This is a genomic window from Bradyrhizobium sp. URHA0013 (genome assembly GCF_000518345.1).
Classification (GTDB): Bacteria; Pseudomonadota; Alphaproteobacteria; order Rhizobiales; family Xanthobacteraceae; genus Bradyrhizobium.
Genome location: NZ_JADK01000003.1, coordinates 1,185,542 through 1,205,179, shown reverse-complemented (window position 1 = coordinate 1,205,179; position 19,638 = coordinate 1,185,542). Strand labels below are relative to the sequence as shown.

Annotated in this window: 16 protein-coding genes; 4 read left to right on the top strand and 12 right to left on the bottom strand. The window is 65.5% G+C overall.

Annotated features, from left to right (window positions below; genetic code table 11):
- Nucleotides 1–195: 195 nt before the first annotated feature.
- From N551_RS0105835 to ubiE, 8 genes are all read right to left on the bottom strand, one after another.
- Entirely contained in the window at nt 196–918 is a 723-nt protein-coding gene (locus tag N551_RS0105835; protein WP_027566154.1) for a nucleotidyltransferase family protein, read from the bottom strand.
- A gap of 124 nt (nt 919–1,042) precedes the next feature.
- Nucleotides 1,043–1,360: a PilZ domain-containing protein gene (locus N551_RS0105830; RefSeq protein WP_018455771.1), complete on the bottom strand. Its 318-nt coding sequence runs from the start codon at nt 1,358–1,360 to the stop codon at nt 1,043–1,045.
- A gap of 115 nt (nt 1,361–1,475) precedes the next feature.
- Nucleotides 1,476–3,008, bottom strand: a complete 1,533-nt coding sequence (gene tsaE, locus N551_RS0105825) for a tRNA (adenosine(37)-N6)-threonylcarbamoyltransferase complex ATPase subunit type 1 TsaE (RefSeq protein ID WP_027566153.1) — start codon at nt 3,006–3,008, stop codon at nt 1,476–1,478.
- On the bottom strand, nt 3,005–5,509 hold the full coding sequence (locus tag N551_RS0105820) for a PAS domain-containing sensor histidine kinase (RefSeq protein ID WP_027566152.1): 2,505 nt from the start codon (nt 5,507–5,509) through the stop codon (nt 3,005–3,007). The genes tsaE and N551_RS0105820 overlap by 4 nt, the downstream gene beginning before the upstream one ends.
- A gap of 189 nt (nt 5,510–5,698) precedes the next feature.
- Nucleotides 5,699–6,157 carry a dUTP diphosphatase gene (dut, locus tag N551_RS0105815; RefSeq protein WP_027566151.1) on the bottom strand — a complete coding sequence of 153 codons (459 nt, stop codon included), beginning with the start codon at nt 6,155–6,157 and terminating at the stop codon, nt 5,699–5,701.
- Nucleotides 6,154–7,617: a bifunctional phosphopantothenoylcysteine decarboxylase/phosphopantothenate--cysteine ligase CoaBC gene (coaBC, locus tag N551_RS0105810; RefSeq protein ID WP_027566150.1), complete on the bottom strand. Its 1,464-nt coding sequence runs from the start codon at nt 7,615–7,617 to the stop codon at nt 6,154–6,156. Before coaBC ends, dut begins: the two co-directional genes overlap by 4 nt.
- A gap of 56 nt (nt 7,618–7,673) precedes the next feature.
- Nucleotides 7,674–9,248 carry a 2-polyprenylphenol 6-hydroxylase gene (gene ubiB, locus N551_RS0105805; protein ID WP_027566149.1) on the bottom strand — a complete coding sequence of 525 codons (1,575 nt, stop codon included), beginning with the start codon at nt 9,246–9,248 and terminating at the stop codon, nt 7,674–7,676.
- Nucleotides 9,245–10,006, bottom strand: a complete 762-nt coding sequence (ubiE, locus tag N551_RS0105800) for a bifunctional demethylmenaquinone methyltransferase/2-methoxy-6-polyprenyl-1,4-benzoquinol methylase UbiE (protein ID WP_027566148.1) — start codon at nt 10,004–10,006, stop codon at nt 9,245–9,247. Before ubiE ends, ubiB begins: the two co-directional genes overlap by 4 nt.
- Nucleotides 10,007–10,087: 81 nt before the next feature.
- On the opposite strand from ubiE, the gene mutM reads away from it, so the two are divergent.
- Complete coding sequence (gene mutM, locus N551_RS0105795; protein ID WP_027566147.1) at nt 10,088–10,969, top strand: bifunctional DNA-formamidopyrimidine glycosylase/DNA-(apurinic or apyrimidinic site) lyase; 882 nt, start codon at nt 10,088–10,090, stop codon at nt 10,967–10,969.
- A 266-nt stretch (nt 10,970–11,235) separates the two neighbouring features.
- On the opposite strand, the gene N551_RS0105790 is transcribed toward mutM, so the two are convergent.
- A complete protein-coding gene (locus N551_RS0105790; protein ID WP_027566146.1) occupies nt 11,236–11,979 on the bottom strand; it encodes a ParA family protein in 744 nt (247 codons plus the stop codon).
- Nucleotides 11,980–12,217: 238 nt separating this feature from the next.
- Here N551_RS0105790 and ggt point away from each other — a divergent pair, with 238 nt between their 5' ends.
- The gene (gene ggt, locus N551_RS0105785; RefSeq protein ID WP_027566145.1) at nt 12,218–13,897 is read left to right on the top strand and encodes a gamma-glutamyltransferase; all 1,680 of its coding nucleotides are present in this window, start codon (nt 12,218–12,220) and stop codon (nt 13,895–13,897) included.
- A gap of 67 nt (nt 13,898–13,964) precedes the next feature.
- Here ggt and N551_RS0105780 read toward each other — a convergent pair whose 3' ends face one another.
- Nucleotides 13,965–15,323 carry a serine protease gene (locus N551_RS0105780; protein WP_027566144.1) on the bottom strand — a complete coding sequence of 453 codons (1,359 nt, stop codon included), beginning with the start codon at nt 15,321–15,323 and terminating at the stop codon, nt 13,965–13,967.
- Nucleotides 15,324–15,557: 234 nt separating this feature from the next.
- Between N551_RS0105780 and N551_RS0105775 the strand changes: the two genes are divergently transcribed.
- Nucleotides 15,558–16,361, top strand: coding sequence for a molybdopterin-synthase adenylyltransferase MoeB (locus tag N551_RS0105775; RefSeq protein ID WP_027566143.1), 804 nt, complete (start codon nt 15,558–15,560; stop codon nt 16,359–16,361).
- Nucleotides 16,362–16,370: 9 nt separating this feature from the next.
- Here the strand turns inward: N551_RS0105775 and N551_RS0105770 are convergent, their stop codons facing one another.
- Nucleotides 16,371–17,390 (bottom strand): aldo/keto reductase, encoded by a 1,020-nt coding sequence (locus tag N551_RS0105770; protein ID WP_027566142.1) that lies wholly within the window; start codon nt 17,388–17,390, stop codon nt 16,371–16,373.
- Between the two features lie 115 nt (nt 17,391–17,505).
- On the opposite strand from N551_RS0105770, the gene N551_RS0105765 reads away from it, so the two are divergent.
- Nucleotides 17,506–18,414, top strand: a complete 909-nt coding sequence (locus N551_RS0105765; RefSeq protein WP_027566141.1) for a LysR family transcriptional regulator — start codon at nt 17,506–17,508, stop codon at nt 18,412–18,414.
- A 140-nt stretch (nt 18,415–18,554) separates the two neighbouring features.
- Here N551_RS0105765 and N551_RS0105760 read toward each other — a convergent pair whose 3' ends face one another.
- Entirely contained in the window at nt 18,555–19,556 is a 1,002-nt protein-coding gene (locus N551_RS0105760; protein ID WP_027514698.1) for a D-glycerate dehydrogenase, read from the bottom strand.
- Nucleotides 19,557–19,638 lie beyond the last annotated feature (82 nt).

Genomic DNA, 19,638 nt, shown 5'->3' with positions numbered 1-19,638 from the left:
ATATAGGGAGGCGGACTCAAATGGATATGGGCGGAAGGGAGATAGTCCCCGCTGTTCGCCGGACCAATACAGGTGAGGTAGGGTGGGCAAAGGCGCGACGCGCCGCGCCCACCATGTTTCCGCGAGCAGCTTAGATGGTGGGCACGCTTCGCTTTGCCCGCCCTACGGCACCGCGTCCGGGACAATAGCGCAGCCCTACGCCACGCTCTCCAGAAACGCCTCTTCCGCCGCGTGCACGGCATCGGGCGTGCCGACATGCATCCAGACGCCGTCGAGGCGAAGGCCGAACAGCCGCTCCTGCTCGTTGGCACGGTCGAACATCTTGGTCAGCGAGAACTCGCCCGTGGGGGCATCGGCGAAGATCGACGGCGACAGGATCGCTGCGCCGGCATAGACGAACGGAACGACTTCTTTTTCCTTGCGCTTGCGCAGGGCGCCGTCGGCCAGCATGCCGTAATCGCCGCGGCCGCTATAGCCGATGCTGGTCGCCGTCGGCGCCATCAGCAGCAAAATGTCCATCCGCGCGGGATCGAAGTTTTCGGCGAGCCGCGTCAGGTTCGAGCGCACGCCGTCGATCCATAGCGTGTCGGAATTGACGTGAAAGAACGGTGCGTCCCCGAGCAGCGGCAGTGCCTTGACCACGCCGCCGCCGGTGCCGAGCACCTGGTCGCGCTCGTCCGAGATGGTCACGCGCGGATGCTGGCGGGATGCGGTGTGATCGATGATCTGGTCCGGCAGGTAGTGCACGTTGACCACCGCCTCGCTCACGCCGGCCTGGCCGAGCTTGTCGAGCACGTGGTCGAGCAGCGGCTGGCCGGCCACCGGAACCATCGGTTTCGGCATCTTGTCCGTCAACGGACGCATGCGCAGGCCGAACCCTGCGGCGAGCACCATGGCTTTGGTCGGTTTGACGGACATCCTTCGCTTTCTCAGATCTACTGATTTCGCGTTCGCAGCAATCCTAACACGAGGTTCGACTGACCGCACCGCGTCTTAACCGCCTTAACCACCTGCCATGACGCTTGTACGACGGGTGTTGCCGTTACGCCCCGATGGATGTGGAACGCGCCTTTTTCTTCTTGTCGCCGAGCTTGAGAAAGTTGACGCCGATCTGGTCGCCATTGACCCAGGCAAGCTCGCAGCGTCGGTACGCAAGTCCGGTGGACGACAGCAGCAGAAAAAACTCCTTCAGATGCAAGCCTTCGACCGAGCCGTCGATGGTCAATTTGGCGCCGCTGTCGGAGACGTCCTCCATGGTGCAGTCGCGCCGCCAGGTGCCGTCGATACCCATCATCTGGGCCGCGATCCCGCGCTCGAAAACAACCCGGCTGTTGCCGCGCTGGTCCGTCTTCACCGCCATCTGCCCTGCTCCAGCCCCGTAATCATCCGGCTGCTCCGCCGCCAGATTACCGGCGTCTTGGCTAACAGTCGGTAAATCGGGTTCCAAATCAGCCGTTTCAGCCTTTACTAGCCTTTCAGCCTTGGGCCGGGCCTTGGGGCGGCGGGACGTTGGCGACATACCAGTCGCGCAGATGGGCGAGCGCGGGATGCGCCAGGGAGCGCTGGAGATAGGTCCAGATCCGCGGCTGGTGACGCAGATAATGCGGCTTGCCGTCGCGGCGGTTGAGGCGGGCGAAGGTGCCGAGCAAGCGCGTGTTCCGCTGCGCCGACATGATGGCGTAGAGCTCGGCGAAGCCGGCCGCGTCGAAGCTTGCGTCGCTCGCGCGGCGTGCCTTGATGTAGCGCGACAGCAGCGTCAGTTCGATCGCCTCGGGCACGTCGATGCGGGCGTCCTGGAGCAGCGACACCACGTCGTAGGATTGCGGCCCCAGCACGGTGTCCTGGAAATCGATCACGCCGACGCGTTCGATGCCGGTGCGATCCCCGAGCCAGATCAGGTTCGGCGAGTGATAGTCGCGGATGATCCAGGTCTTCGGCGAGGCCTGCGGTTTCTTCAGCAGCTCGCGCCACATCGCGAAAAATGCGGCGCGCTTCTCGTCGTCGAGCGGCGCATTGCGATCGGGCAGGTACCATTCCGGCATCAAGCTGATTTCGATCAGCAGCGCTTCGGTATCGAAGACGGGAATGGCGTAGGTCTGCCCGCCGAGCGGCAGCGTTTCCGGCAGCGTCTTGCCGTGCAGCACGGCTAGTAAATCGGCCGCGGCTTCGTAGCGTTCGACGATCGGGCGCGGCGGATCGCCCTCGATCACGCCTTCGCTGCCGAAGTCCTCGCTGATCAGGAATCCGTGGTCGAGGTCGGAATGATGGATCGCGGGCGCGGAGATTCCCTGCGCGCGCAGGCCCTCGTCGATGGCGACGAAGGGTTTGATGTTTTCGGCGAGATGCACCGCGGCGCTGTAGGATTTTCCGTTGTACATGGCAGCACCATCCGGGCGCTGCGGAGAATTCATGAGGATGACGATTTCGTCGTCGCGGAGCAGCCGCGCATAGGAGCGGGTCGAGGCGTCGCCCGCCATGCGCTTGCGCGTTGCCTCCATGTAGCCGGATGCATCGAGGAATTCGCGCAGCGCCTGCAGCCGCGCGACGGTGGCGGCAGCCTTGCCATGGCCGGTGACGTCGGCGGCGCGTGCATTCGAGCCTAATGCCGGCCGGTGCGTCAGCGCGATGTCGATGCGGTCTTGAGGCATCGCCGACGGTGCGCGCTCCGGCCATTCGATCAGGACGAGGGTTGCTTCCGGCAGCGGCGCCAGCCCGATCTCTTCGAGCTCGCTCTCGTCCTCGACGCGGTAGAGGTCGGCATGCATTACCGGGAATGGCGGCAGCTCGTAGCCCTGCACCAGCGTGAAGGTCGGGCTCGGCACTTCCAGTGCATCGTCGCCGGCGAGGTAGCGGATCATGGCCCGCGCCGCCGCGGTCTTGCCGGCCCCGAGATCGCCGGTGAGCGTGATGACATCGCCGGGGCCGACCAGCAGCGCGAGGTCGGCCATCAGTTGCGCGGTGGCCGTCTCGTTGTGGAGCGCGACGGAGAATGTGGTTGGCGCAGTCATTCGGCGGCGTCGCGATGCGCCGCCTGGTCGGTCGGGAAGTCACAGATCACGACCGTGCCCCTGCCCACGATCGAATCGACCCGGATATTGCCGCCATGCAGCTCGACGAAGGAGCGCACCAGCGACAGGCCGAGACCGGCGCCGCGGTGACGCGAGCCTTGCGAGCGGCTTTCGAACCAGTTGAACACCTTGTCCTTCATGTCGGCAGGTATTCCAGGCCCGGAATCTGTCACAGTGAAGACCACACTGCGTTCGGTGCGGCGAGCGCTGATGCCGACGGTGGAATCCGGTGGAGAAAACCCGACGGCGTTGGCGAGGAGGTTATAGAGCACCTGCACCACGCGCTTCTCGTCGCCGGTGAAGTTGCCGACATCGGGCGCGATCTCGACCTTGAGGCGGATGCGGTCGGTGGCGAGCCGGTCCTGGAGACCCTCGGCCGCGAGCTCGATGGTCTTGCTGACGTCGACCGGGCCGAGTTCCAGCTTCATGGCGCCGGCGTCGATGGTGGCGAGATCCAGGATGTTGTTGGTCAGCGCCAGCAGCGCATTGGTCGATTTGGTGACGTAGTCGAGATATTCGGCCTGTTTCGGCGTCAGCGGCCCGGTCGAGGGATCGCTGAGGAAATGCGCGAAGCCGATGATGGTGGTGAGCGGCGAGCGCAGCTCGTAGGAGACGTGGTGGACGAAATCCACCTTCATCTGGTCGGCCGCCTCCAGCGCCTCGTTGCGCTCACGCAGCGCGCGCTCGACGTTCTCGGTGTCGGTGATGTCCTGGAAGGTCAGCATCGTGGCGCCGTCGTGCAGGGGCCGGATCATGCCGTCGAGCACGCTGCCGTCCTTGCGCTCCAGCTTCAGCGGAATGTCGGCGCGGCTCTCGATCGAGGTGACGGCCTCGCGGATCTGTCGCCAGACGACCGCGTCGTCGAACAGCTGATGGCACCAGCCCTCGACCGTCTGGATGTGCGGCTCGTCGCGCATGGCGTCAACGGACAGCTTCCACATCCGGACGAAGGCCGGGTTGAACAGCTGCGCCTTGCCGTTGCTGCCGAACACCGCGACGCCCTCGGCCAGGCTGTCCAGCGTTTCGCGCTGGACCCGGATCATGCCGTCGAAGCGGCGGGCGAGCTCGAGGCTCTCGGTGACGTCGTCGAACAGATAGGTGACGCCGCCTTCGGGGTTCGGCGTGGTGACGACGGAGAGCGCGCGGCCGTCGGGCAGGTACCAGGTGTCCTTGGCAGCCTCGACCGCGCGATAGGCCTCGTGCAGCTTGGCCTTCCAGGCGCGGAAGTCCGGCTGTTCCGGCAATTTGCGCGCGGCGCGGAGCTTGTCGAGCACGCTGGAATCATCGGGGTTGGCGTCGAGAAAGGTACGGTCGAGGTCCCACAGCTGGCGATAGGAATCATTGTAGAAGGCGAGCCGGCGCTGGCCGTCGAACACGGCGACGCCGGAGGAGAGCTGGTCGAGCGTGCGGCGATGCGCTTCCGCCATCCGCACCAGCGCCGAGCTCAACGCATCCGCCTCGCTGGCATCGATGGCAACGCCGACATTGCCGCCGCCGACATTGACGGCGCGCACGTCATAGATGCGCCGCTCGCCGCCGATCACGATCGGCAGGCGCGAGGTGAAATTGGCCGCTTCCTTCAGCCCCCGCTCCATCGCGCTCCGGTCGGCGCTGTCGAGCAGCTCGAGCTTGCGCTCCTGGGCGTCGGTGATGCTGGCCGCCTCGGTCGCACGGACATAGGCGGGGTTGGCGTAAGCCAGCGCGCCGTTCTCGCCCTTGGCCCAGATCGGCCAGGGTGCGGCGGTCGCGAAGCCGCGCAGCATCTCCGTCTCGTCGGAGAGGGCCTTGTAACGCAGATTGGTTTCGGCCAGATCGCGGCGCAGCCCTGAGAGTTCGCGAATCCTGACGATGGCCTGGCCGCCGATGGCGCGGCCGATGGCCTCCAGCGTGTGGCCATGCGCGGTGGTGAGCGTCAGCTGGAACCCGTCGCCGCGGTCGCGCAGCGCGTCGACGGCGTGGTCCATCCGGAGCGCCGGTTCCGGCGGCAACCAGGTTCCAAACGCCAGCACGCGCTGTGGAGAGGAGTCGCGCGGCAGCACCATGGAGGTGTCACCGGAGATCTGCGCGCGATTGTCGCCGGCCGGCCAGGAGATCAGGATCTGCGGCTCGGCAAACAGCAGTGCGCCGAAGCGGTCGGCCTGGAGCTGGAGTTCCCCGATCCGTGCGCGCAGCCGCGCCTCGTTCTTCGCGGTGCGAACGCGCGTGCGCATCAGGAGGATCGCGGCCACCACCGAGAAGCCGAGCAAGGCCAGCGCGGTGGCCAGCACCGCGAGCTCCTGCCGGTTGAAATCCAGCAGCGTTGAGAGTGTGTCGACGAGGTCGGCGGCCTCAGCCGGCGCAGCCGGCAGCAGCGCTGCGAGAGCGCTTCCCAACAAGCCGTTGCGCACGAGCGATGTGCACGACAGCAGCGTCCGACGCATCGACACGATCACGCCTGACATAGTTGCCCCAAGATCGCACGAATTTGCGCGCGGCGACCCCCGTCGCGCGCGAATCAAACGACAATACCCTCACCGTGACTCCACCGGTAAGAGTCCAGATCGTGAACGCAAAGGCGGTCCCAAAAAAATGCGGGGCGCGGTGTTCCAATTCACGTAGTTCCTCGGGTGATTCGGCCGGATGTGCCGCGCCTAGCGGCCGGTCGAGCCGAATCCGCCGGCGCCGCGGTCGGTCGCCGACAATGTCGCCACGGGAATGAGCGTAGCCTGCACCATTGGCGCGATCACCATCTGCGCGATGCGCTCGCCGCGCTTGACCACGAAGGCGGTCTGGCCGTGATTGATCAGGATCACCTTGATCTCGCCGCGATAGTCCGCGTCGATCGTGCCCGGCGAGTTCAGCACGGTGACGCCGTGCTTGGCCGCAAGCCCAGAACGCGGCCGCACCTGCGCCTCGTAGCCGGGCGGCAACGCGATCGCGAGGCCCGTCGGCACCAGCGTGTATTGGCCGGGCGCGAGCGTCAGGGGCTCGTTCTCGGCTACCGCCGCCATCAGGTCGAGACCGGCGGCATCATTGGTCTGATAGGCCGGCAGCGGCAGCCCCTCCGCATGGGGCAGGCGTTGCAGTTCGACGGTGACTTTGGTGCTCAAGATGCGGGCTCCCGGGATTTGCCGGTCACGCTTTTTGCGATATGCGCGACCAGTTCAATGGCGACCTGTTCCTTGGTCATCACCGGCCAGGAATCAACTGCAATCTCGCCATCCTTCTCATCGTTCTTCTCACTGTTCCTGCGACTGATGAGGTGCACGGTGTTGCGGTCCCCGCCCATCACCCCGGTTGCGGGGGAGACGTCGTTGGCGACAATCCAGTCGCAGCCCTTGCGGGCAAGCTTCGACTTGGCGTTGTCGATGAGGTGCTCGGTCTCGGCGGCAAAGCCGATCACCAGCGGCGGCCGCTTGTCGGTCAGTTTCGAGATCGTCGCCAGGATATCGGGGTTCTCGACCAGCTGGAGCGGCGGCATGCCGGCCGAGGTCTTCTTCAGCTTCTGCTCGCCTTCGTTGACGACCCGCCAGTCGGCGACGGCGGCGGCGAAGATCGCGATGTCAGCGGGAAGCGCGGCCTGCACCTGCTCCAGCATCTGCCGTGCCGATTCCACATGCCTGACCGTCACGCCCTGGGGATCGCTAAGCTCGACCGGGCCGCTGACCAGGATCACCTCGGCGCCTGCGGCTTGTGCGGCGGCAGCGATCGCAAAGCCCTGTTTGCCGGAGGACCGGTTGGCGATGTAGCGCACCGGATCGATCGGCTCGTGGGTCGGACCAGCCGTGATCAGCACGCGCTTGCCGGCGAGGGGGCGCGGCACTGGCGGCCGCAGCAGGCGCTCGGCGGCGGCCGCAATTTCGATCGCCTCGGACATGCGGCCAATACCGGCTTCACCTGCTTCCGCCATCTCGCCGGAATTCGGCCCGATCAGCATCACGCCGTCGCGTTGAAGCTGCGCGACGTTGCGCCGCGTCGCCGCGTTGTTCCACATCAGCGGGTTCATCGCCGGCGCGAGCAGGACCTTGCGGTTGGTCGCGAGCAGGATGGCGCTGGCGAGATCGTCGGCATGACCGTTGGCGATCTTGGCCATCAAATCCGCGGTCGCGGGCGCCACCACGATCAGGTCGCACTCGCGCGCGAGGCGGATATGGCCGGCGTCGAACTCGCTCTGGGGATCGAACAGGTCGGTGTAGACGCGCTCATGCGAGAGCGCGCTCACGGCCAGCGGCGTGATGAATTGCTGCGCCGCCTTGGTCAGCACGCAACGCACCTCGATCCGCCGCTCCTTGAGCCTTCGGATCAGGTCGAGCGATTTGTAGGCCGCGATCCCGCCGCCGATGATCAGGGTGACGCTGGCTTCTGGAGCGGCGCCGGTGCGTTGGGGCAGCGGCGTGGCCGAGGCCGCGGGCGGCGCCGTGAATGGCGTCAGGGGCTCCTCGCGGCCCTCGATCAGCTCCCCGAGGATGACCCGGACCTCTTCCTCGACCGACCTGCGGTTCTTGGCCGAGCGCAGGCGGAGGAAGGTTTTGACGTTCTCGTCGAGCTTGCGGATGGTCAGACTTGCCATGGCACTCTCCGGCGCGAAATGATAGCGATGCTATCATTCGCATGATTGCACTGCAATCAAAGATTCCGGACGGCGATCAGGATGCCGATGAAGGTCGCGGCGATGATCCAGAGCGCCACGGTGCGCCAACGGTTCTTGCGGCCTTCGATGCGGCCCATCGCCGCGATGCTCTCCGGCGATAGCCGGATGCCCTCCCGTGTCATGGTCTCCAGCTGTTCGAGCACCGCAACCGAGCGCGCGGCGATATCAGGCAGACGCATCAGGATGCGCGCGAGATCGCCGGTGCCGGAGATCGCGCCCTGGACCCGGCCGATCGGACCGAGATTGCGCTCGATCCATTCCCGCACCACGGGGTCGGCGACCTTCCAGATGTCGAGCTTGGGATCGAAGCCGCGTGCCACGCCCTCGACCACCACCATGGTTTTCTGCAGCAGGATCAGCTCGGGCCGCGTGGTCATGTCGAACAGGCCGGTGACCTCGAGCAGCAGCGTCAGCAGCCGCGCCATCGAGATCTCTTCCGCCGTGCGGTTGTGAATGGGCTCGCCGATGGCGCGGATCGCTTGCGCGAAGTTCTCGACCGAGTGATGCCCGGGCACATAGCCTGCCTCGAAATGCACTTCCGCGACACGACGATAGTCGCGGGTGATGAAGCCGAGCAGGATTTCCGCGAGGAAGCGCCGCTCCTTCATGCCGAGCCGGCCCATGATGCCGAAATCAACCGCGACGAGGCGGCCCGCGTCATCCAGGAACAGATTGCCCGGATGCATGTCGGCGTGGAAGAAGCCGTCGCGCAACGCGTGGCGCAGGAAGCTCTGAATCACCTTGCGGCCGAGATCGGGCAGGTCGACCTGCGACTCGGCCAGGCGCTTGTGATCGTTCAGCGCGATGCCGTCGATCCATTCCATCGTCAGCACGTTGTGCGTGGTACGGTCCCAGTCCACGGTCGGCACGCGGAAATCAGGATCGTCGCGCGTGTTCTCCGCCATCTCCGACAGCGCCGCGGCCTCGAGGCGCAGGTCCATCTCCATCGCGACCGAGCGCGACATGGTGTTGATGACTTCGATGAGGCGCAGGCGCCGCGCCTCGGACGAATAGGATTCGGCCTTGTAAGCGACGAAGAAGAAGTCGGAGAGGTCGCGGCGGAAGCGAGCGGCCACGTTGGGGCGCAGCACTTTCACGGCGACCGCCTTGCGGATGCCGTCGCGCAGGACTTCGCCGCGATGCACCTGTGCGATCGAGGCCGCTGCGACCGGCGCGCTGAGGCTCACGAACACATCGGTCAGCGGCCGCTCCAGCGAAGTCGCGATCGCAGCCTCCGCTTCGGCTTGCGAAAACGGCGGCAAGCGGTCCTGGAGGCTTTCGAGGTCGCGCGCCATGATGACGCCGACGACGTCGGGACGGGTCGCCAGAAATTGACCGAGCTTGAGATAGGCCGGGCCCATCCGGGTCAACGCGCGCGACAGCCGCGGGCCCTGCTTCGGACCGCGCCGCTCGATGATGCGCGCAAGTTTCAGCGCGAGCTGTCCGTGCGGCGGTACCAGACTCGGATCGACGGCGCCGAACACGCCCTCGCGCGCGAATACGAACGCGGCGCGCATCAGGCGCGCACTATGGGTTATGGCAGAGATCACAAACGCCAGCCCGAATGCAGTGCGACGATGCCGCCGGACAACATCTGCCAGTTCACGCGGGCGAAGCCGGCGTTGCGGATCATGTCGGCGAAGGCGTTGGGTCTTGGAAACTTGCGGATCGACTCGACCAGATATTGGTAGGACTCGGCGTCACCCGTGATCATGCGGCCGAGCGGCGGGATCACCTTGAACGAGAACAGGTCATAAAGGCGATCGAGCCCGGGCATCTCGACGGTGGAGAATTCCAGACAGAGGAAGCGGCTGCCTGGCTTGAGCACGCGATAGGCTTCGGCCAGCGCAAGGTCGATCCGCGGCACGTTGCGAATGCCGAAAGCGATCGTGTATGCGTCGAAGCTGCGGTCGGCGAAGGCGAGCGCTTCGGCATTGCCCTCGACGAAATCGACCTGGGTCTCGAGATGCCGCTTCGCGGCGCGCTCGCGGCCGACCTCCAGCATCCCGGAATTGATGTCGCAGACGGTGGCATGGAAGCCCGCGCCTGCGGCCTTGGCGGCGCGGAACGAGATGTCGCCGGTGCCGCCGGCAACGTCGAGCAGCGCGAACGGCCGGTCGCCTCTGGGTGGGTCGAGCGCGGTGATCATGATGTCCTTCCAGACCCGGTGCAGGCCACCGGACATCAAATCGTTCATCAAATCATAGCGCGACGCCACACTGTGAAACACATCGTTCACCAGCGTCTGCTTGTCGCCCAGGGGAACGTCCCTGAAGCCAAAATGCGTGGTTTCGCCCGGCCGATCCATTACTCTACTCCACGAGGCGGACCATAGCGCGCCCGCCGCAATGGCGCTATCACACCGCCCTCATAAGGTGAATGCCTGACCATGCCCGAATTGCCCGAAGTCGAGACCGTCCGCCGCGGCCTTCAGCCTGTCATGGAGGGTGCGAAAATCCTGGTCGCGGAGGCCCGCAGGCCCGATTTGCGCTTTCCCTTCCAGCCCGACTTCGTGGCCCGACTGAAGGGGCAGGTCGTCACTGGGCTCGGCCGCCGTGCAAAATATCTCCTGGCCGATCTCGCCTCCGGCGACGTGCTGTTGATGCATCTGGGCATGTCGGGCTCGTTTCGCGTCATCAAGCCGGACAACGAGGTAGCGCCCGGCGAGTTTCACTATCCGCGAGCCAAGGACTCCACGCACGATCACGTGCTGTTTCGGATGTCCTCCGGGGCCGACATCATCTTCAACGATCCGCGCCGCTTCGGTTACATGAAAGTGATCGCGCGCAGTGCCCTCGACGAGGAGCCGCTGTTGCGCGGGCTTGGCCCCGAGCCGCTCGGCAACGAATTCGACGCCGCGATGCTGGCGCGGTCCTGCGCTGGCAAGACCACGAGCCTGAAAGCCGCGCTGCTCGATCAGCGCGTGGTCGCCGGGCTCGGCAATATCTATGTCTGCGAAGCCCTGCATCGCTCGCATCTGTCGCCGCGCCGGATCGCCGCGACGCTGTCGACCAAGAAGGGCGAGACCACCGACCATGCGAAGCGACTGGTCGACGCGATCCATACCGTGCTGAACGACGCCATCAAGGCCGGCGGCTCCAGCTTGCGCGATCATCGCCAGACCTCGGGCGAGCTCGGCTATTTCCAGCACTCGTTCAAGGTCTATGACCGCGAGGGCGAGAAATGCACGACGCCGCGATGCGGCGGCGCCGTGAAGCGTTTTACGCAGAACGGCCGGTCGACCTTCTGGTGTCCGAAATGTCAGAAGTGAAAATCAGGCTCGTAACCGAGAGGCCGTAAGCTTCTGCGAGAGTGACGAGCCCACCACGACCGTCATTGCGAGCGCAGCGAAGCAATCCAGAATCTTGCCGACGAAACAGCCTGGATTGCTTCGTCGCAAGGGCTCCTCGCAATGATGGCGGCGATAAAGTTTCCCAAAAGCGAAGCAATCCGGCCGGGCTGGTGGCCGGATTGCTTCGTCGCTAAGGCCCCTTCCGGATGGTGAAGGGCCGGCTGCCGTCTGAGCGATTGCCCCGCTCAGGACGCCACTATCGTGGTCTCGTCGGCTGAAAGCTCGGCGGCGACGTGTAACATTCCGTCCGCGGCCGCGATGACCTGGTCGATCAAGACATTGGTGGTGGCGGCGAGCTCGAGCCGGGTCTCGATCCAATGCCAGAGGCCGCGGATCTCCTCGGTCGACTTGCCGTTCGGGGCGAATTCGCTCACCGCGAGGCCGCTTGCGAGCGAGTCCTGGTGGTCGTTGCGCATTACGATCAGGGGCCGCGCGAGCACCTCAGCGAGATCGAGCGCGGCTTCCTCGGCAAGGGTGTTGGCGGCGTTATCGATACGCTGGCCGCGGATCGGCGTTTGGTTCAGCACGAAGCTGTAGGGGCGCTTCCAGGCGCGCGCGACGCTAAGCGTGGAGACGGTGGCTTCGATGTCGGCGACGCTCGGGCGGGCCGGGATCAGGCAGAGGTCGGAATGGCGGATCGCGGCGGTGGTCGCGGCGCTGAGGCCGGCGGCGGTATCGACGATCGCGATCTGGAGGCCGCTGTCGGCCAGCATCTTCAGGCGCGGCTCGATGTCGGCGGCGTGATAGATCGGCTCGACGATGAGATCATCGGTGGTGCGGCGGCGCTGCCAGTTGGACAGTGTGCCCTGCGGGTCGGTTTCGATCAGGCGAACGGTGAAGCCGGCCTGCTTGGCTGCCAGCGCGAGGCCGATGGCGAGCGTGCTCTTGCCGCTGCCACCCTTTTGGGTGGCCAGTGCGATCGTGTGCATTGAAGATCAATCCTTTGGAGTGCTTGGGCCAGGGAAACGCCACGCGAACGTGCATCGATCTCGATGCTGAGCTCTTCTCGCTCAGGACGTGCCGGCCCGATCCAAAGGGGATCGCGGAGGTCCGAATCAGCAGTCACGATGATGGCGGAATCGGGAATACCAGCGAATCCGTACCATTACTGGACCCGTACTCGTACGTGTGCTGTGCTTGCTGCCGTGAATAAGAAGGACAAGAGGCATGGGCGGAAACTGGCGCGACCGGACGGCGACGAAATTCGAATGCCAGAAGATGCCCGCGGTATCGAGCCGCGGCATGGTGGTCAGCAACCATCCACTGGCCTCCAGCGCCGGCGCGGAGATGCTGGCCGCCGGCGGCAACGCCATCGACGCCGCGATAGCGACCCTGTTCACGCTGACCGTGGTCGAGCCGATGATGGTCGGCATCATCGGCGGCGGCATGGCGCACATCCGGCTCGCCGACGGCAGCCACCGTTTTATCGACGGGCAGAGCACCGTGCCCGCGGCGGTGCTTGACACCAGCTACACCCCGACGCCGGGTTCCGCGCACGACGTGTTCGACACCGTCGGCAATGAAAATCTCAACGGCCCAAAGGCGGTCGCCACACCGGGTTCGCTGAAAGCCTGGTGCGAGACGCTGCGCCGCTTCGGCACCATGAGCCTCGCCGACGTCATGCAGCCCGCGATCAAGCACGCCGCGCGGGGCTATGCGGCGACACCCTATCTGCACGAATGCATCAGCGAGAGCGCCGCCGAGATGCGCAAGGACAAGCCGATCGCGGCGATTTACTTGCCTGATGGAGAGCCGTTGAAGGTCGGCGAGCGCGTGGTACAGGCCGAATATGCCGAGACGTTGCGGCATATCGCCGACCACGGTGAAAAGGCGCTCTATGAGGGGCCGCTTGGCGACATCCTGGTCGATTACATGGAAAAGGCCGGCGGCTTCATCCGGCGCAACGACCTCACCAGCTACAAGACCGTCGAACGGCAGCCGATCCGCGCCGATTACCGCGGCTGGACTATCTTTGGCCCGCCGCCGCCCGCGGCCTCCGGCGTGCATATCGCGCAGATGCTGAACATCCTGGAGGGCTACGACATCGAAGGCCTAGGCTTCGGTACGCCCGAGACCATCCACTATCTTGCCGAGGTCCTGAAGATCGCATTCGCCGATCGCGCCGCGGCCAGCGGCGATCCTGATTATGTCGGCGTCCCCGTGGAGCGGCTGACCTCGAAGGCGTATGCCGAGGAGCGCCGCGCTGCGATCGATCCGGCGCGGGCGCAGACCTGGGGCGCCGGCGTGTCGCAGCTTGAAGGCGCTCACACCACGCACATGACGGCGGCGGATGCGTTCGGCAACGTGGTTGCGACCACGCAGACCATCAACAATCTGTTCGGCGCCAAGATCATGATCCCGGGCCTCGGCGCCATCGCCAACAATTACATGAACCTGTTTGATCCGCGTCCAGGCCACGCCCTGTCGCTGGCGCCGGGCAAGCGGGTGACGACCTCGATGTCGCCGATGATGGCGCTCCGTGACGGAAAGCTGCGCTATGCGCTGGGCCTGCCCGGGGGAAAACGAATCTTTCCGAGCGCAATGCAGGCGCTGGTCAATCTGATCGACCACGGCATGAGCTTGCAAGAAGCGGTCGAGGCGCCGCGGGTCTGGACGGAGGGCAATGCGCTCGAAGTCGAACAGAACGTACCGGAGAGCGTGCGCGCGAAGCTCGAGAGCCTCGGTCACAAGGTGCAGCCTGTCGCGACAGTCGCCGGCGGCATGAACGGTATCGCCTTCCACGACGACGGCACCATGAGTGGCGCCGCTTGCTGGCGTGCGGACGGCACGCCGGTCGGGATCTCGGGTGGCCTCGCGAAGGCCGGGATCAGGTTCAGGCTGAGCTAATGGCACGCTGGGTCGCGAGCTCGGTCAGCTCTTCCGCTTGTGGAGAGGTTGCGCGCCTTCGGCGAGCTTACTTCCGCACGCAGATCACGCGCACGACGGCGGCTTTCGTATCCGTCGAGGTGCCGTTCGCGGTGACACCGTTTGTCTTCAGGAAATCGCGCACCGTCTCCGCGGAGACCATCACCGCCTGCGACGCCGGTACCGACGTCGCGGCGCCCGCAACCATCGCCGGCTTCAACAACGCGATGCCGGCGAACTTGCCGTCGCCGTCGATGGCGGCGCTGCCGGAAAATCCGACCGCGGGCGGTGGTGACAGCGCTGAATCACTGCCACCGACGGATGCCAGCGCGGCCTTGAGGCTCGACGCAACGGCGGCTCCGCCCTGGCTCTGCGGATCCGCGATACCGATGATATCGACGCTCGTCTTCGCCGCGCCGCTGTCGAGGCTGAACGGCTTCAGGCCGCGGGCGCCGTAGATGTGGAGCAGCGCGAGGTCGTGTTCCCGGTCTTCGGCGAGACGGTCGGCACTGCCATAGCCGGCGATCGTGATCGCGAGACAGGAATCGGTGACGAGGCGGTCGGTGACGATCGCGCCGTCGTCGCTGACGACGAGGCCGGTGCCATATTCGACCGTCTTGCGCGGCGGCGGCCCGACCTGTGGCCCCGACGGGAATGCATTGAACGCGCTCGACATCGCGATCACGACCGGCTCGACCGTGTTCTCGGTCGCCTGATCGTAGAGGATCGTCATGATGCGAACTTCATCACCCCGAGAGGTGCCGCGCATGTAAAATTTCTTCAGACCCTGCAGACCCGACAGCACGAAGAAGTCGGGCTTCACCACGGTGTAGTCGACCTTGCGACCCGGCTCTTTCTTCTCCGCTTCGGCAAGCTTGGCTGTGGTCGGGTTCGCCTCCTTGCGGCGGCTGAGCAGCACCTGCACCGTTCCAGTGGGAGAGGTCCATTTCGAGCCGTTGGCGTCGGTCGCCTGCTGCGGCACCAGTTTTGAGGGAATGCCGAGCCGCGCGCCGCTGGTCATCTCCGTCACAATCTTCCAGCCGACGCTCTCCTGTTTGCGGCGCGCGGTCTCGGCGAGAGCGGCGCGTTCCTGCGGATTGAGGACGCCGGTCGGCTTGCCGCCCTTCGCCTTCTGATACTCCTTGATCGCCTCGACCAGGCGCGCGCTGACGTCGCCGGTGATGGCGCCGTTATATTGGCCAACCCAGGCGAGGTCGGACTGCAGCGACAACCGCTCCGCCTGCGCCATGGCATCGGCCGTCGCAGCCGGCGTCTGCAATGCAGGAGGCCGGATCGGAACGGTCTGAACCGGCTTCGGCTTGGTGCCGGGGATCTGCGGTGTCGTCATCTGGGCGTGTGCGCCTGTCGCAGCCGCAAACATCAGTGTTGCCGCAAGCATCGATCTCATGACAAATCCAGCCAGCCCATTGAACGCAATGCCATTGAAGCACATCTCGTTGGTCGCGAACAATCTCGGGGTGGTTCAGCCGGGCGATAGAGGCCACGGACTCAGGCCCTCATCCTGAGGAGCGGCCTCAAGGCCGCGTCTCGAACGATGGCTCCGGGCGATATGGGGCCAGCATGGTTCGAGACGCGCGTTCCGCGCTCCTCACCATGAGGGTTGAGAGAACGAAGGATAACGATGCTGAGCCCGGACGAACTCGAACGTTATGCCCGCCATATCGTGCTGCGCGATGTCGGGGGTCCCGGCCAGGCAGCGCTGAAGCGGGCCTCCGTGCTGGTGATCGGCGCTGGCGGGCTTGGTGCGCCCGCCTTGATGTACCTTGCGGCCGCCGGCGTCGGTACGCTCGGCGTGGTCGATGACGACGTGGTATCGCTGTCGAACCTCCAGCGCCAGGTCATTCACACCACGCCCGATATCGGCCGGCACAAGGTCGAGAGCGCGGCCGAACGGATCACGGCGCTCAATCCGCATGTCCGCTTCGTCGGCCACGCCACCTGGCTCAATGCCGACAATGCGCTGGCGCTGATCGGCGACTATGACCTCGTGCTCGACGGCTCCGACAATTTCTCGACCCGCTATCTGGCCTCGGACACCTGCTTCTTCGCGAAGAGGCCGCTGATCACGGCGGCGCTCGGCACCTTCGATGGCTCGCTCACCACCATCCGCGCGCATGAGAAGAACGAGCAGGGCGAATTCAATCCGACCTATCGCTGCCTGTTCCCGGAGGCGCCGCCGCCCGGGACCGTGCCGGCCTGCGCGGAAGCCGGCGTCATGGGCGCGCTGGCGGGCGTGATGGGCTCGATGATGGCGCTGGAGGCGATCCGCGAGATCGTCGGCTTTGGCGACGGCCTGGTCGGCCGCCTGCTGATGATCGATGCGCGCGCGATGCGCTTCGAGACGCTGCGTTACGCGCGCGATCCGGCCAATCCGCTTAATGGCGATGGGCCTGTGATCACTGACCTCAGCGCCCATCGCACCTGATCGCAGCCGCTACGCCTTGGCCGGCTTCTCGCTGTCGAGATGCGCCATCTGCTCGGCGGCGTAACGCGTACCGGCGGCGACATCGGGCGGGAAGGCCTTTGCCAACAGCGCGAGATGAGCCGGCGTCAGCGTGACCTTGGCCGCACCAAGTGCTTCGCTGAGGCGGTTGCGGGTGCGGGCGCCGACCAGCGGCACGATCTCTTGACCGTGCTCTTGGCCTTGCGCCGCCACCCAGGCGATCGCGACCTGTGCCGGCGTCGCGCCAATCTCGGCGGCGATGGCGCGCAGCTGCTCCACCAGCGCCAGATTGACGTCGAGATTCGATCCCTGGAAGCGCGGCGTCATCAGCCGGTAGTCCTTGCCTGTCTTGCCGGAGTCCTTCGACCAATGGCCGCTGATCAGGCCGCGTGCCAACACGCCGTAAGCCGTGATGCCGATGCCGAGCTCGCGGCAGGTCGTCAGGATGTCGCGCTCGATGCCGCGCTCGATCAGCGAATATTCGATCTGGAGATCGGCGATCGGGTGCACGGCATGCGCGCGGCGGATGGTGTCGGAGCCGACCTCGGACAGGCCGATATGTTTGATGTAGCCGGCCTTCACGAGATCGGCGATGCCGCCGATGGTTTCCTCGATCGGAATGTTGGGATCGAGCCGTGCCGGACGGTAGATGTCGATGTAGTCGGTGCCGAGCCGCTGCAGCGAATATGCCAGGAAGTTCCTCGTTGCGGCCGGTCTCGTGTCCATGCCGGTGAATTCGCCGGCAGGACCGCGCAGCGCACCGAATTTGACGCTGATCTGCACCTTCTCGCGCGGCACGTCCTTGAGCGCTTCGCGCACCAGCATTTCATTGTGGCCCATGGCGTAGAAATCGCCGGTGTCGACCAGGGTGATGCCGGCATCCAGCGCCGCGTGGATCGTGGCGATGCTCTCGCCGCGATCGGCGGGGCCGTAGACCTCGGACATGCCCATGCAGCCGAGACCGAGAGCGGAGACGGTGGGGCCGGTTGAACCGAGTTTGCGCTGTTCCATGATGGCTCTCCTCGAAAAGGCGCTGACTGCGCCGCGTGACGAGGCCTGATATGCGCCTGATCGATTGCGCCGATAAGCTGGACAATCGAGAATGGCTTGTTCACATTAGCGAACAATGGCTGAGCCCGACCTGCGTGATCTCGACGTCTTCGTGGCGGTCGCCCGCACCCGCAATTTCCGACGCGCGGCGGTCGAAATTCGCGTGTCGGTGTCGAGCCTTAGCCAACGATTGCGGGATCTCGAAGAGCGCCTCGGCGTCCGCCTGATGAACCGCACCACCCGCAGCGTCGCCCTGACCGAGGCGGGCGAGCTGCTGCTGTCGCGCGTGGCGCCGGCGCTGCGCGATGTCGGCGACGCCCTCGATCAAGTCCGCGGCCTGCGCGAGGTGGCCTCGGGCCGGCTACGCATCAATGCACCGCCGCCCGCGGTCGATCTCGTGCTGGCGCCGATGATCGGGCCATTCCTCAAGGCCTATCCCCAGGTCGACCTCGACGTCGTCTCCGAGAGCGGGTTCGTCGACATCGTCAGCGCGGGCTTCGATGCCGGCGTGCGCTATGGCGAGCATCTCGCGCAGGACATGGTGGCGATCTCGCTCAGCGGCCCGCAGAGCTATGTCGTGGTCGCTTCGCCCGATTACCTCGCGCGCCGCGGCAAGCCTGAGCATCCGAAGGATCTGCTCGACCACGATTGCATCCGCGCCCGCTACTCCAGCGGTGTCATGCATGATCTGGAGTTCGAGAAGGCCGGTCAGCTGGTGAAGGTCGATCCGCCGGCAAAGCTGATCTCGACCAACATGGGCCTTTCCATGCGCGCTGCGCTCGACGGCGCCGGTGTCTGGGCGACGCTCGATGGATATGTCGGCGAAGCCCTGAAGTCCGGCGCGCTGGTCAGGCTGCTTGAAGACTGGTGCGAGCCGTTTCCGGGCCCGTTCCTGTATTATCCAAGCCGGCGCCAGACGCCGCCGGCACTGCGGGCCTTCATCGATTTCGTTGCCGACTGGCGCAAGCGCAACGCCCGGGGATAGCAGACCCTCATGGTGAGGAGCGCGGAACGCGCGTCTCGAACCATGAAGGCCCGGATCTCGCCTGTGGCCATCCTTCGAGACGACCGCTACGCGGTCTCCTCAGGATGAGGCAAGAGCGCTTGTCGCGCAGTCAGTTGAACTCAGAGCATGCTCGGCAGCACGCGATCCGGCGGCTTGTGGGCGTCGAGGAAGGTGCGGATGTTGATGATCACCTTCTCGCCCATCTCGACGCGGCCCTCGATCGTGGCCGAGCCCATATGCGGCAGCAACGTCACCTTGCCGGCCTTGGCGAGCCGCACCAGCTTCGGGTTCACCGCGGGCTCGTGCTCATAGACATCGAGGCCGGCGCCGCCGATCTCGCCGCCTTCGATCAGCTTGATCAGCGTGTCCTCGTCGGTGACCCCGCCGCGCGCGGTGTTGACGATGTAGGCATCCTTGCGGATCAGCTTCAGCCGGCGCGCCGACAGCAGATGGTAAGTCGCCGGCGTGTGCGGACAGTTCACCGAGATGATGTCCATCCGCGCCAGCATCTGGTCGAGGCTTTCCCAATAGGTCGCGCCCAGCTCTTCGGCGATCTTCGGCGCCACCGGCCGGCGGTTGTGGTAGTGGATCTGCAAGCCGAAGGCGCGGGCGCGGCGTGCGACCGCCTGGCCGATGCGGCCCATGCCGATGATGCCGAGGCGCTTTCCGCCGATGCGATGGCCAAGCATCCAGGTCGGCGACCAGCCCGGCCAGGGTTTTCCCTCCGTCAGGATCGAGGCGCCTTCGATCATCCGCCTGGGCACGGCGAGGATCAGAGCCATGGTCATGTCGGCGGTGTCTTCGGTCAAAACTTTGGGCGTGTTGGTGACGGTGATGCCGCGGGCATGCGCGGCCTCGACATCGATGTTGTCGACGCCGTTGCCGAAATTCGCGATCAGTTTCAACCTGCAGTCGGGCTGGTTGACGATATCGGCGGAGATGTGATCGGTCACGGTCGGGACCAGTACGTCGGCGGTACGGGCGGCTTCCGCGATCTGCTCGGCCGACATCGGCGCGTCGTCGAGGTTGATCCGCGCGTCGAACAGCTCGCGCATCCGGGTCTCGATCGAGTCCGGAAGTTTGCGCGTCACGACGACGAGGGGCTTTTTCTTCACCGACATGTCCTGCCCTCATGAGGCGTTGCGAGCCGCCTCTGTCGCCAAAGGCCGGCCGTTGAGGCCTCATTAACCCGGTTGTTCGACA